Annotated in this window: 16 protein-coding genes; all 16 read right to left on the minus strand. The window is 58.8% G+C overall.

What is annotated here, in order from left to right:
* Positions 1-15: 15 nt before the first annotated feature.
* A complete protein-coding gene (gene hisS / locus QRN41_RS08860; RefSeq protein ID WP_034115032.1) occupies positions 16-1,305 on the minus strand; it encodes a histidine--tRNA ligase in 1,290 nt (429 codons plus the stop codon).
* Between the two features lie 21 nt (positions 1,306-1,326).
* Complete coding sequence (gene ispG, locus QRN41_RS08865) at positions 1,327-2,436, minus strand: flavodoxin-dependent (E)-4-hydroxy-3-methylbut-2-enyl-diphosphate synthase (protein WP_034100419.1); 1,110 nt, start codon at positions 2,434-2,436, stop codon at positions 1,327-1,329.
* Positions 2,437-2,438: 2 nt separating this feature from the next.
* Positions 2,439-3,425, minus strand: coding sequence for a RodZ domain-containing protein (locus QRN41_RS08870; protein WP_034139227.1), 987 nt, complete (start codon positions 3,423-3,425; stop codon positions 2,439-2,441).
* Positions 3,425-4,180 carry a type IV pilus biogenesis/stability protein PilW gene (gene pilW / locus QRN41_RS08875; protein ID WP_167416621.1) on the minus strand — a complete coding sequence of 252 codons (756 nt, stop codon included), beginning with the start codon at positions 4,178-4,180 and terminating at the stop codon, positions 3,425-3,427. Before pilW ends, QRN41_RS08870 begins: the two co-directional genes overlap by 1 nt.
* 12 nt (positions 4,181-4,192) lie before the next feature.
* Positions 4,193-5,341: a dual-specificity RNA methyltransferase RlmN gene (gene rlmN, locus QRN41_RS08880; RefSeq protein WP_094065503.1), complete on the minus strand. Its 1,149-nt coding sequence runs from the start codon at positions 5,339-5,341 to the stop codon at positions 4,193-4,195.
* Between the two features lie 28 nt (positions 5,342-5,369).
* Positions 5,370-5,795, minus strand: coding sequence for a nucleoside-diphosphate kinase (gene ndk, locus QRN41_RS08885; protein ID WP_034100426.1), 426 nt, complete (start codon positions 5,793-5,795; stop codon positions 5,370-5,372).
* A 92-nt stretch (positions 5,796-5,887) separates the two neighbouring features.
* Positions 5,888-6,088: a Fe-S cluster assembly protein IscX gene (iscX, locus tag QRN41_RS08890; protein WP_034100428.1), complete on the minus strand. Its 201-nt coding sequence runs from the start codon at positions 6,086-6,088 to the stop codon at positions 5,888-5,890.
* Between the two features lie 14 nt (positions 6,089-6,102).
* On the minus strand, positions 6,103-6,444 hold the full coding sequence (gene fdx / locus QRN41_RS08895; protein ID WP_167416620.1) for an ISC system 2Fe-2S type ferredoxin: 342 nt from the start codon (positions 6,442-6,444) through the stop codon (positions 6,103-6,105).
* 3 nt (positions 6,445-6,447) lie between these two features.
* Positions 6,448-8,310, minus strand: coding sequence for a Fe-S protein assembly chaperone HscA (gene hscA, locus QRN41_RS08900; RefSeq protein ID WP_167416619.1), 1,863 nt, complete (start codon positions 8,308-8,310; stop codon positions 6,448-6,450).
* Positions 8,311-8,360: 50 nt separating this feature from the next.
* On the minus strand, positions 8,361-8,882 hold the full coding sequence (gene hscB / locus QRN41_RS08905; protein ID WP_167416618.1) for a co-chaperone HscB: 522 nt from the start codon (positions 8,880-8,882) through the stop codon (positions 8,361-8,363).
* A gap of 8 nt (positions 8,883-8,890) precedes the next feature.
* Positions 8,891-9,214, minus strand: coding sequence for an iron-sulfur cluster assembly protein IscA (gene iscA, locus QRN41_RS08910; RefSeq protein WP_034139234.1), 324 nt, complete (start codon positions 9,212-9,214; stop codon positions 8,891-8,893).
* A gap of 28 nt (positions 9,215-9,242) precedes the next feature.
* The gene (gene iscU / locus QRN41_RS08915; protein ID WP_034100437.1) at positions 9,243-9,629 is read right to left on the minus strand and encodes a Fe-S cluster assembly scaffold IscU; all 387 of its coding nucleotides are present in this window, start codon (positions 9,627-9,629) and stop codon (positions 9,243-9,245) included.
* Positions 9,630-9,728: 99 nt separating this feature from the next.
* Positions 9,729-10,943 carry an IscS subfamily cysteine desulfurase gene (locus QRN41_RS08920; RefSeq protein WP_034100439.1) on the minus strand — a complete coding sequence of 405 codons (1,215 nt, stop codon included), beginning with the start codon at positions 10,941-10,943 and terminating at the stop codon, positions 9,729-9,731.
* Positions 10,944-10,993: 50 nt separating this feature from the next.
* A complete protein-coding gene (gene iscR / locus QRN41_RS08925) occupies positions 10,994-11,485 on the minus strand; it encodes a Fe-S cluster assembly transcriptional regulator IscR (protein WP_003194020.1) in 492 nt (163 codons plus the stop codon).
* A 226-nt stretch (positions 11,486-11,711) separates the two neighbouring features.
* A complete protein-coding gene (gene cysE / locus QRN41_RS08930) occupies positions 11,712-12,494 on the minus strand; it encodes a serine O-acetyltransferase (RefSeq protein WP_034100442.1) in 783 nt (260 codons plus the stop codon).
* 2 nt (positions 12,495-12,496) lie between these two features.
* A complete protein-coding gene (trmJ, locus tag QRN41_RS08935; RefSeq protein WP_034100444.1) occupies positions 12,497-13,267 on the minus strand; it encodes a tRNA (cytosine(32)/uridine(32)-2'-O)-methyltransferase TrmJ in 771 nt (256 codons plus the stop codon).
* Positions 13,268-13,371: the final 104 nt, after the last annotated feature.

Here is a 13,371-nt window from a genome sequence, read left to right on the forward strand (position 1 = left end):
GGCTGTTCGACAGCTTCAACCCTGCACGACGCAGGTGGCCAAGTGCGCTGCGAGCGCATCAAAGGCAATATTCTGTTGCTCGCCCTGGCCACGCAGGGGTTTGAAACCTATCACTTGCTGGGCCAACTCGTCATCGCCCAGGATCAATGCGTACAACGCACCGCTCTTGTCGGCTTTCTTGAACTGGCTCTTGAAGCTGCCCGCGCCGGCGTTGATCTGCAAGCGCAGGTTTGGCAGTTGGTCGCGAACCTTTTCGCTCAAGGCCAGTGCAGCCAACTCGGCGGCCTCGCCAAAGGCGCACAGGTACACATCCACCTGACGGGAAATTTCTTCCGGCACCTGCTCCAGGGTTTCCAGCAGCAGGATCAAGCGCTCGATGCCCATGGCAAAACCTACGCCGGTGGTCGGCTTGCCGCCCATCTGCTCGACCAGGCCATCATAACGGCCACCGGCACACACGGTGCCCTGGGCGCCGAGCTTGTCGGTAACCCATTCGAATACGGTTTTGCTGTAGTAATCCAGGCCACGTACCAATTTCGGATTGATCACGTAGGGAATACCGGCCGCATCCAGGCGAGCCTTGAGGCCCTCGAAGTGCGTGCGGGATTCGTCGTCCAGGTAATCGGCCATTTTCGGCGCGTCGACCAGGACCGCCTGGGTATCGGCGTTCTTGGTGTCCAGCACGCGCAGCGGGTTGGTCTTCAGACGGCGCTGGCTGTCTTCATCCAACTGATCCAGGCGCGCGGACAGGAATTCAACCAGGGCTTCGCGATAGCGCCCACGGGACTCGCTGGTGCCCAGGCTGTTGAGTTCAAGCTTGACTGCATCGCGGATGCCCAACATGCCCCACAGGCGCCAGGTCAGCACGATCAATTCGGCGTCAATGTCCGGGCCATCGAGGTTGAACACTTCCAGGCCGATCTGGTGAAACTGGCGATAACGGCCCTTCTGCGGACGCTCGTGACGAAACATCGGGCCGATGTACCACAGTTTCTGCGGCTGGCCGCCACCGGTCAGGCCGTGTTCGAGTACTGCGCGCACGCAGGCGGCAGTACCTTCCGGACGCAGGGTCAGGGAGTCGCCGTTGCGGTCTTCGAAGGTGTACATCTCTTTTTCGACGATGTCGGTCACTTCACCGATGGAGCGCTTGAACAGCTCGGTGAACTCGACGATGGGCATGCGGATCTGCTTGTAACCGTAGTTATCCAGCAGGCGCGCGACAGTCCCCTCGAAATAGCGCCACAGTGGCGTCTGGTCGGGCAGGATGTCGTTCATGCCACGAATGGCTTGCAGAGACTTGCTCACATCAAATCCTTAAATTCGTTCTTAGCCGCGTGCGATCAGCGCTGCGTCAGCCGCGACCTTCTCGGCCGCTTTCTCGCGGATCAGCCGTTCAAGCTCATCCACCAGATTGTCATTCGTCAACTTCTGCGACGGTTTGCCGTCGATGTAAATCAGGTTCGGTGTACCGCCGGTCAAGCCAATATGGGCTTCCTTGGCTTCACCCGGCCCGTTGACCACACAACCGATCACCGCGACATCCAGCGGTACCAGCAGATCTTCGAGGCGCCCTTCCAGATCGTTCATGGTTTTCACCACGTCGAAATTCTGCCGCGAGCAGCTCGGGCAGGCGATGAAGTTGATGCCTCGGGAACGCAAATGCAGGGATTTGAGAATGTCGTAGCCGACTTTCACTTCCTCTACCGGGTCTGCCGCCAAGGAGATGCGGATGGTATCGCCAATCCCTTCGGCGAGCAGCATACCGAGACCCACCGCAGATTTCACTGTGCCTGAGCGCAAACCGCCCGCTTCGGTGATACCCAGGTGCAGCGGCTGCACGATTTCCTTGGCCAATAAACGGTAGGCTTCTACCGCCATGAACACATCGGAGGCTTTTACGCTGACCTTGAAGTCCTGGAAATTCAGGCGCTCCAGATGTTCAACGTGGCGCAACGCCGACTCAACCAGCGCCGCCGGGGTTGGCTCGCCGTATTTTTTTTGCAGGTCTTTTTCCAGGGAACCGGCGTTGACGCCGATACGGATAGGGATCCCACGATCACGCGCGGCATCCACCACCGCACGCACGCGGTCTTCGCGACCAATGTTGCCCGGGTTGATGCGCAGGCAGTCCACACCCAGCTCCGCAACGCGCAAGGCTATGCGGTAGTCGAAGTGAATGTCGGCCACCAACGGCACTTTGACCAATTGCTTGATACGACCGAATGCCTCAGCGGCATCCATGTCCGGCACGGACACCCGCACGATGTCCACACCGGCAGCTTCCAGGCGATTGATCTGGGCAACGGTTGCGGCCACATCATTGGTGTCGCTGTTGGTCATGCTCTGCACCGCGATGGGAGCATCGCCGCCCACCGGCACCGAGCCGACCCAGATCTTGCGCGATACGCGACGTTTGATTGGAGATTCGCCGTGCATGACTATTGTCCCAACTTGAGGCGAGCGGTCTCGCCACTGGTGAACGGCGCCACGTCCACAGGCTGGCCGTTATAGGCCACTTGTGCGCCTCGGGCGTAGCCCAGACGCAGCGTCAAAGGAGGCTTGCCGCCCTGGTCCAGCGTATCGCCCTTGCGCTTGAGACCGCTAAACAGCACTTTGCCATTGCCATCGGTGAGCTGCGTCCAGCAATCAGCGATGAAAGTGATCTGTACGCGCCCGTCACCGGCAATCAACGCAGGCGTGGTGGGCGGCGAAATCGCCGGGGTGGCCGGAGCAGCCGGGGCGGTGGTCGCTGGAGCCTGTGCGGGCACGGCAGGCACATGGGCTTGAGCGGCAGGCGCAGCCGGTGTTGCGGGGGCCGCAGGCGCGGTCGCAGCCGGCGCGGTTTCCGATGCGAGCGGCTGCTCAGTGGCCAGTGGCGCCTCAGGTGTGGTCTGCCCCTCGACAACGGCCTGGTCTTCCGGCTCATCCAACGGATGAATCTGGGTGGTGCCATCGGCGCTTTCGACTTCGACATGCTCCATGGCGTTACTGGTCATGTCCTTGGTGCGCTGGGAGGTCTGGTCTTGCCACCAGACAAAACCGCCGCCAATCACGGCGATCAGCAGCAAAAGGCTGACAATTCGCAAAATAGTGTGAGAAACGCGTACCGGCTCTTCAATACGTCCCAGCCCATGCACGCTGCTGCCTTGGGAGTCGGTGCCGGTGTACTGGTCGAACTCCTGAACCAATACGGCCTGGTCGATACCCAGCAATTTGGCATAAGCGCGGATATAGCCACGGGCGAAGGTATGCCCAGGTAACTTGTCGAACGCGCCTGCTTCAAGGTTAGCCAGGGACGTAGTGGTCAAATTGAGCTTGAGGGCCACTTCCGCCAGCGACCAACCATTGCTTTCGCGGGCTTGACGCAAGGTCTCGCCTGGGTTTACGCGATTAGCTGCTACAACTTCCGGGTGCGCCGCTTTCATCATTGCTCCGACAGGTATTGCTGATATTCCGGGGTACCGGGATAGAGTCGTTCGAGTTGCTGGCCAAACCGTGCGGCCGTGTCGCGTTCTTCATGAACCGTCGCCAGGCGCACGCCGAGCAATAGACTACGTGCATTTTGCCCGCTGAGCAGGCTAAAACGTTCGTAATAGTCGCGGGCCGGCACATAATGCCTGTCTTCATAAGACAACTCAGCCATTTCGAGCAAGGCACGCGGCTGGCGAGCGTTCAAATGCAGAGCCTTTTCCAGATGCCGGCGGGCGTCTTCACGCTGGCCGAGGCGCACCGCATTAACCCCGAGATTTTCGAATACCCGCGAGCGCTCAGGGTAGAGGGTATCAACGCTTGCTCGTTGGAAATAATCGGCGGCCTGGTCATATCGTTTCTGCGCGAACAGGAAGCTACCGTAGTTGTTCAGCAACCGTGGGTCGTCAGGACGGGCAGCCAGGGCCTTCTTGAAATAACCGTCAGCCAGTTCCGGCTCGGCCTGGGCTTGAAAGACCAGCGCCAACGCTGCGTTAGCATCGGCATCATCGCCGTCCAGCTCAAGGGCCTTTTTCAACGGTACCTTGGCCTGTTCGCTCATGCCCTGCTGCAAATAGCCCAACCCTAACTGAACATAAGCGACTCGCGCTTCGTCACGGCCCTTGCCGGTTTGCAAAGGGTGCTCATGGCCCGATGAAACACACCCGGCAAGACCGGTAATCAGCAGAAGCAGCGCAAGGCGCAAGGGCATAGAGATCCTCTCTCAGGTTCGATTCACAGCGCTTTGCGGCATATCGTCGGCGGCGCTCAGTTCGCGCACCGCAATATAACGTTCGCTGCGACGGGTGCGATCCAGCACCTGTCCTACCAATTGGCCACAGGCGGCGTCGATGTCTTCACCACGGGTGGTGCGTACGGTGACATTGAAGCCGGCCTGGTGCAGTAGATCCTGGAAACGACGAATGGCGTTGTTGCTCGGCCGCTCGTAGCCAGAATGGGGAAACGGGTTAAACGGAATCAGGTTGATCTTGCATGGGATGTTCTTGAGCAACTCGATCATCTCGACCGCGTGTTCGACCTTGTCGTTGATGTCTTTGAGCAAGGTGTACTCGATGGTCAGCACGCGCTTTTCGCCCAGGGACGACATGTAGCGCTGGCAAGATTCGAGCAGCATCTTAAGCGGATACTTCTTGTTGATCGGCACCAATTGGTTACGCAATGCGTCATTGGGTGCGTGCAGCGACAACGCCAGGGAGACGTCGATGTGCTTGGACAGCTCATCGATCATCGGCACCACGCCGGAGGTCGAGAGGGTCACACGGCGCTTGGAGATGCCGTAGCCCAGGTCGTCCATCATCAGGTGCATGGCCGAAACGACGTTGTCGAAGTTCAGCAGCGGCTCACCCATGCCCATCATCACCACGTTGGTGATGGCACGGTCGACGGTTGCCGGGACGCTGCCAAAGGATTTGTTGGCAATCCACACCTGGCCGATGACTTCGGCGGCCGTGAGGTTGCTATTGAAGCCTTGCTTGCCGGTGGAGCAGAAACTGCAATCCAGGGCACAGCCTGCCTGGGACGAAACGCACAATGTGCCGCGCTTGCCCTGGGGAATGTAAACGGTCTCGACGCAGCTGCCGGACGCCACACGCACCACCCACTTACGGGTGCCGTCGCTGGAAATGTCCTCGCTGACCACTTCGGGACCACGGACCTCAGCAATGGCCTTGAGCTTGTCGCGCAAGGCTTTGCTGACGTTCGTCATGGCGTCGAAATCGTCGACGCCAAAGTGGTGAATCCACTTCATTACCTGACCGGCACGGAAACGCTTCTCCCCGATTGAGTCGAAGAATTTTTCCATTTCCTGTTGAGTCAGACCCAGCAGGTTGGTTTTTACAGTCGATGTAGTCATGGATTCACCTTCACTCTTAAGCCGATGCTTAGCGAGTGGTTACTTCAGTAGCTGCGAAGAAGTACGAGATTTCGCGAGCGGCAGCGGCTTCGGAGTCCGAACCGTGTACAGCGTTGGCGTCGATGGATTCAGCGAAATCGGCACGGATGGTGCCGGCAGCGGCTTCTTTAGGGTTGGTAGCGCCCATCAGCTCACGGTTCAGAGCGATAGCGTTTTCGCCTTCCAGCACCTGAACGACAACAGGACCGGAGATCATGAAAGCAACCAGGTCACCGAAGAAACCACGCTCTTTGTGCTCAGCGTAAAAGCCTTCAGCTTCAGCTTTGGACAGTTGCTTGAGTTTCGAAGCTACCACCTTCAGGCCGGCTTTTTCGAAACGAGTGGTGATCTCGCCGATGACGTTTTTTGCAACAGCGTCAGGCTTGATGATGGAGAAAGTACGTTGAACAGCCATGGTGTAACTCCAGAAACGGTAATTTACGAAAAATTAAACCCGCGAATTATACGCGGGTTATTGGGTATTGCCTAACTGCGTAAAAAGGCGGTTCAGTCTGCTTCTTCGATCCACAGGCCTTGAATCGCCTCCAGAACCTTTTCGCCGCCCCGGTCCGGGACGTCGTCAAAGTCAGGCAGCTCCAATACCAAATTACGCAACTTGACGAAGTTGACCGTTAGAGGATTGACCTCAGGGTGAGCTTCAGCAAGTTGTATAGCGATTTCTTGTACATCAACCCATTTCAGGCTCATGACATTTCCTTGAATCAATGCGGCGCTTCGGCCGCATGGTTGAGCGAATATTTCGGGATTTCCACAGTGAGATCTTCAGTTCCCACTTTCGCCTGACAACTCAGGCGCGATGTCGGCTCAAGGCCCCACGCCCTGTCAAGAAAGTCTTCTTCCAGATCGTCGGCCTCGTTGAGGCTATCAAAACCTTTACGAATGATGCAGTGGCAGGTGGTACAGGCGTTCACGCCACCACAGGCACTTTCGATCTCGATATGGTGGTCATGGGCAACTTCAAGAAGGGACTTGCCGGTCTCAGCCTGCACGACCATGCCATCCGGGCAATGCTCGGCGTGCGGTAGAAAAGTGACCTGCGGCATCAGTTATTCCTCAATTTCATTCAGGTTGCGGCCCGCCAGCGCGGCTTTAACCGTCTGATCCATACGGCGGGCGGCAAAGGCATCGGTGACTTGCGACAGGCGCTTGGTCTGCTGTTCGATGGCATAACCATCGTTACCTTTCATCAGTTCGGCCAATTCCTGCATCTGCAAGTCAATGACCATGCGTTCTTCAGCGTCCAGCAGGCGCTCGCCATCGACATCCAGGGCGCCCTGCACCGCCTCAAGCAGACGCTGGGCGTCCACTTGCTGTTCGCGTAGCACCCGGGCGACCTTGTCGTCACTGGCGTGCTGGAACGAATCCTTGAGCATTTTGGCGATTTCGCCGTCGGTCAGGCCGTAGGACGGCTTGACCTGGATGCTGGCTTCAACACCCGAGCCCAGTTCGCGCGCGGCCACATTGAGCAATCCATCGGCGTCGACCTGGAACGTCACGCGAATCTTCGCCGCACCGGCAACCATCGCCGGAATGCCGCGCAGTTCGAAGCGCGCCAGGGAGCGGCAGTCACTGATCAGCTCGCGCTCGCCTTGCAGCACATGAATCATCATGGCCGTTTGGCCGTCTTTGTACGTGGTGAAATCTTGGGCACGGGCAACGGGGATGGTGGTGTTACGTGGAATCACCTTCTCCATCAGGCCGCCCATGGTTTCCAGACCCAGCGACAACGGAATCACGTCGAGTAACAGCAATTCGCCGCCATCGCGCTTGTTACCGGCCAAAGTATCGGCCTGGATGGCTGCACCGATGGCAACTACCTGATCCGGGTCGATTTCAGTCAACGGCTGACGACCAAACGCCTCAGCCACGGCCTCTCGCACGCGCGGCACACGGGTGGAGCCACCGACCATCACCACAGCCCCTACTTCTTCCAGCTCGATACCGGAGTCGCGCACGGCACGGCGGCATGCCTTGAGGCTGCGGGCAACCATCGGCTCGATCAGCGCATCGAAGGTCTCGCGAGTCAGTTGAGCCGACCAGTCGCCGTAGGAAACTTCAACGGACGCGGCGTCAGTCAACGCCTCTTTCGCCGCACAGGCAGTTTGTAGCAGGTTGCGCTGCGCGCCCGGATCGAGATCGGCGGACAAGCCCGCGCCGCTGATGATCCAACCCGCGATAGCGTGATCGAAGTCATCACCGCCCAGGGCACTATCGCCGCCGGTGGCCAGCACTTCGAACACACCGCCGGTCAGGCGCAGGATGGAGATATCAAAGGTGCCGCCACCCAGGTCATAAATGGCAACCAGGCCTTCGGCGTGCTGGTCCAGGCCATAGGCTACTGCGGCCGCAGTCGGCTCATTGAGCAAACGCAGCACATTCAGACCAGCGAGCTTCGCCGCGTCCTTGGTGGCTTGGCGCTGTGCGTCATCGAAGTACGCGGGCACGGTAATCACCGCGCCAACCAGCTCGCCACCCAGGGTGGTTTCCGCGCGCAAGCGCAGCACCTTGAGAATTTCCGCCGACACTTCCACCGGGCTTTTTGGGCCCTGGACGGTGTCGATAAACGGCATATGGGACTCGCCGCCAACAAAGCGATACGGCAGTTGATCGCCCAATTGCTTGACGTCGGATAGCCCACGGCCCATCAGGCGTTTAACAGACAGCACCGTGTTGAGCGGGTCGGCCGAGGCCGCGAGCCTGGCTGATTCGCCTACTTCGACGCTGTCAGCGTGGTAACGCACGGCGGACGGCAGGATCACCTGGCCATCGGCATCGGGCAATGGCTCAGCCAGGCCGCTGCGCAAGGCAGCGACCAGGGAATTGGTGGTGCCCAGGTCAATCCCCACCGCCAGGCGTCGCTGGTGCGGTTGTGGGCTTTGGCCGGGTTCGGCGATCTGCAGTAGAGCCATGGTAATCAGGTCTTATCTGTCTATCAGGCGTGCAACGGGGCAGCACTGGGTTAATCGTCGAGGCGCTCTTCTAGCTGGCGCACTTCGTAGGAGAGCTTGTCGAGAAACTGCATGCGCCGCATCAGGCGTTCGGCCTGTTCGCGTTGCGCTGCATCATCCCAACAGGCTGCGAAGCTTTCGTTGAGCTCATCCTGGGCCGTTTTCAGGCGTCGCTTGAAGACCGCGACGCCCGCCAGATCGGCGTCGTCCTGCAAGTCTTCCAGCTCCTCGCGCCACTGCATCTGCTGCATCAGGAAGTCGGGGTCATGCACGGTGACTTCCAACGGCAACTCGCCCCCGTTCATCGCGAGCAGGTAGCGTGCGCGTTTCGGCGGACTCTTGAGGGTCTGATAGGCTTCGTTGAGGCTGGCCGATTGCTCCAGCGCCAGGCGCTGCTCACGCTCGGAAGCGTCGGCAAAGCGGTCCGGATGCACCCCACGCGCCAACTCTCGGTAGCGCGTGGCAAGCTGCTCAAGATCGAGCCGAAAGCTCGGCTGCAAATCGAATAAAGCGAAATGACAAGGAGTGCCCACGAATAGCCTCAGATGTTGAAGCTTTCGCCGCAGCCACATTCACCGCGAACGTTGGGGTTGTTGAACTTGAAGCCTTCGTTCAACCCTTCCTTGACGAAATCGAGTTCGGTGCCGTCCAGGTAGGTCAGGCTTTTCGGATCGATGATCACTTTCTCGCCGTGACTCTCGAACACCTTATCTTCCGCCACTACCTCGTCGACAAACTCCAGCACGTAGGCAAGGCCGGAACAGCCTGTGGTGCGAACACCCAGACGAATCCCCTCACCTTTACCGCGCCCATCCAGGGAGCGTCGCACGTGCCGCGCAGCCGCTTCTGTCATGCTGATAGCCATCGTTGACTCCTTACTCGTCGCCAAATGCTTAGATCAAGCCTTTCTTCTGCTTGTAGTCGCGAACGGCGGCCTTGATGGCGTCTTCAGCGAGTACGGAGCAGTGGATTTTCACGGGCGGCAGGGCCAGCTCTTCAGCCAGCTGGGTGTTGCTGATGGTGACAGCTTCATCCAGGGTCTTGCCTTTCATCCATTCGGTCGCCAGGGAGCTGGAGGCGATGGCCGAACCGCAACCGTAGGTCTTGAACTTAGCGTCTTCAATCACGCCAGCGTCGTTGACCTTGATCTGCAGGCGCATCACATCGCCGCACGCGGGAGCGCCGACCATGCCGGTGCCGACATCCGGGTCTTGCGCGTCCATCTTGCCGACGTTGCGCGGGTTTTCGTAATGGTCGATGACCTTTTCACTGTAAGCCATGGTACTGAATCCTCACTCATCAGGGCCGCTCTGGAACCCTGCAGAAACGCCTGCGTTTTCCGCCACGTTCCTACAGAGCTGGGGTGGCGGCTTCTATAGTTAGTGTGCCGCCCACTCGATTTTGGAAATGTCGACACCGTCTTTGTACATGTCCCACAGCGGCGACAGGGTACGCAGTTTGTTGACCGCTTCGCAGACTTTCTGCGCGGCGTAATCGACTTCTTCTTCGGTGGTGAAACGGCCAAACGTAAAGCGGATCGAGCTGTGCGCCAGTTCATCGTTGCGGCCCAGGGCACGCAACACGTAGGACGGCTCAAGGGAAGCCGAGGTGCAGGCCGAACCGGAGGAAACCGCCAGATCCTTGAGCGCCATGATCAGCGACTCGCCTTCGACGTAGTTGAAGCTCAAATTCAGGTTATGCGGTACGCGGGCGGTCATGCTGCCGTTGATGTACAGCTCTTCAAGGTTCTCGACCTGTTTGAAGAAGCGATCGCTCAACGCCTTGATGCGCACGTTTTCGGCAGCCATGTCTTCCTTGGCTACACGGAATGCCTCACCCATGCCGACGATCTGGTGGGTCGCCAGGGTGCCCGAACGCATACCGCGCTCGTGACCGCCGCCGTGCATGGTGGCTTCGATGCGCACACGCGGCTTGCGGCTCACGTACAGCGCGCCAATGCCTTTGGGGCCGTAAGTCTTGTGCGCAGAGAACGACATCAGATCGACTTTCAGCTTCGACAGATCGATATCGACCTTGCCAGTGGACTGCGCCGCATCGACGTGCAGCAACACACCCTTGGAGCGGGTCAGCTCGCCGATCGCGGCGATGTCATTGATGGTGCCGATTTCGTTGTTAACGTGGATCACGGAAACCAGGATGGTGTCTTCACGCAGCGCGGCTTCGATCATGGCCGGAGTGACGATGCCGTCGGTGGTCGGCTCCAGATAAGTCACCTCGAAACCTTCACGCTCCAATTGGCGCATGGTGTCGAGGACAGCCTTGTGCTCAATCTTGGTGGTGATCAGGTGCTTGCCCTTGGTCGCGTAGAAATGCGCGGCACCCTTGATAGCCAGGTTGTCGGACTCGGTGGCACCGGAGGTCCAGACAATTTCACGCGGATCGGCACCGACCAGATCAGCAACCTGGCGACGAGCATTCTCAACCGCTTCCTCGGCTTTCCAGCCGAAAACGTGGGAACGGGAGGCCGGGTTGCCGAAGTTTCCGTCAACCAGCAGGCATTCGCTCATCTTTTGCGCGACACGCGGATCAACCGGGGTGGTCGCTGAGTAATCAAGGTAAATCGGCAATTTCATGGACTTTCTCCTAAATCAGGCTGGCTGGCGTGCCGTTAGCTCTGCGGCTGTCACTCGACGGCGGACGCTTCAATCTTGTCCAGACGCGGCGCCTTGGTGTTGCAACGGCGCTGGTCCTGACGCTGGGCTACTTCTTGCACCTCACGGCGAGTCACAAGATCAGCCAAGCTGATACCACTCAAAAACTCATGGATCTGCAGGCTCAAATCACACCACAAGTGATGTGTAAGGCAGGTATCGCCGGCATGGCAGTCACCCAACCCCTGGCATTTTGTGGCATCGACCGATTCGTTGACCGCATCGATCACCTGGGCTACCTGAATGCCCTGCATGTCGCGGGACAATTGATAGCCACCACCCGGCCCACGCACACTGGAGACCAGATTACTGCGGCGCAATTTGGCGAACAGTTGCTCAAGGTAGGACAGGGAAATGCCTTGACGCTCGGAAATATCGGCCAGGGACACCGGCCCAGTTTGCGCGTGCAAGGCCAAGTCGAGCATGGCAGTCACCGCGTATCGGCCTTTTGTAGTCAGTCTCATGGACAAGTACCAAGGTGTTTCAGAATGGGAGCAAGTATGCGATTCCCGAGTATTTAAGTCAACTATAAGACCTAGCACTTTAGTCAGGATTACCCGTAAAAAGGGCGCGCGAATCATAGCAGGATGGGGTTGGATCGAACAGCGAGAACAGGACCGACCAGGAATTCCGAGACCAATGGAGCCAAAAATCTGGGAGGGCTCGCCCCTCCCATGGGGTTTGGTGGCTTCAGCCGGCCTTCGTGACAGCTTCGTCCTTGATTTCGGCGAAGTCCTCTTCACGCAGCTCAGGCAGATCTTTCGCACAGTAAGTGCTACCCAGCTCCTTCAGTGCACCGCACATACCATCCAACTTTCCATCTACCGCTTGCAGATGGTCGAGCAACTGCCCGATGGCGCGAGCCACGGGGTCGGGCATGTCTTCGCTGACGCCATAGGCATCGAAACCGATTTTCTCGGCCATGGCCTTGCGCTTGGCCTCTTGCTCATCGCCGACTTCCGGCTTGACGATGATGCGCCCCGGAATGCCCACCACCGTGGCGCCAGGCGGAACCGCCTTGGTCACCACAGCATTGGAGCCCACCTTGGCACCAGCGCCGACCGTGAACGGACCAAGCACCTTGGCGCCCGCCCCGACCACCACACCATCGCCCAGCGTAGGGTGGCGCTTACCTTTATTCCAACTGGTACCGCCCAGGGTCACGCCTTGATAAAGCGTTACGTCGTCGCCGATCTCAGCGGTTTCACCAATAACGATGCCCATGCCGTGATCAATAAAGAAGCGCCGCCCCACCTTGGCACCCGGATGAATCTCAATCCCAGTCAGCCAGCGACCGAAATTCGACACCAGCCGCGCCAGCCATTTCCAGCCCATATTCCACAGTGCACCGGACAGACGATGGATCCAGATCGCGTGCATGCCCGGGTAGCAGGTCAGCACTTCAAAGGCGTTGCGCGCCGCCGGGTCACGGTGAAAAACACTCTGGATATCTTCTCGCAAACGCTCGAACATTTTTAATCCTTCCGTTTAAGGAGTTCGCCACGGGCCGCTTTCTGGGTTTCCGTGAGGATGCCACGCAATATATTCATTTCCGCCCGGCTGACCGAGCTGCGCCCGTACAGGCGGCGCAGGCGCGCCATCAAGTGCCGCGGTTTTTCAGGATCGAGGAATTCGATGGCCACCAGAGTATGTTCCAGATGCTCATAGAATCGCTCCAGCTCGTCCATGGTGGCCAACTCACCACTTTTAGTGGACGCCACTTCATCCTTCTCGACCTTGCTCGGCTGCCCTTCGGCGGCCAGCCAGGCCATGCGCACTTCATAACTCAACACCTGCACCGCCGCCCCCAGGTTCAGCGAACTGAACTCGGGATCTGACGGAATGTGCACATGAAAGTGACATCGCTGTAGCTCCTCGTTGGTCAGGCCGGAGTCTTCACGACCAAATACCAAGGCGATCTCAGCGCCGCCGGCCGCTTCCTCCACCACCTTGGTCCCGCACTCTCGCGGGTCCAGCAATGGCCACGGGATACGACGGTCGCGGGCACTGGTGCCCAGCACCAGGTTGCAGCCGACCAAGGCATCTTCCAAAGTGGCGACGACCTGGGCCTTTTCAAGGATGTCATTGGCGCCCGACGCGCGCGCGTCAGCCTCGTGGTGCGGGAACACACGCGGCTCGACCAGCACCAGGCGCGTCAGCCCCATGTTTTTCATGGCTCGCGCCACCCCACCGATATTGCCGGGATGACTGGTATTGACCAAGACGACACGAATGTTTTGCAGCAAGGGAGGCGCTCTCGGACACAGGAAAGGGGAGCAAATCTTACAGAACAGCCTAAGGTTATGCCATGAAAGCGAACGTCGTCCTTCACCTGAAGAAAGTTTCTGCT

This window comes from Pseudomonas sp. efr-133-TYG-23, assembly GCF_030209215.1.
GTDB classification, from domain to species: domain Bacteria; phylum Pseudomonadota; class Gammaproteobacteria; order Pseudomonadales; family Pseudomonadaceae; genus Aquipseudomonas; species Aquipseudomonas rhodesiae.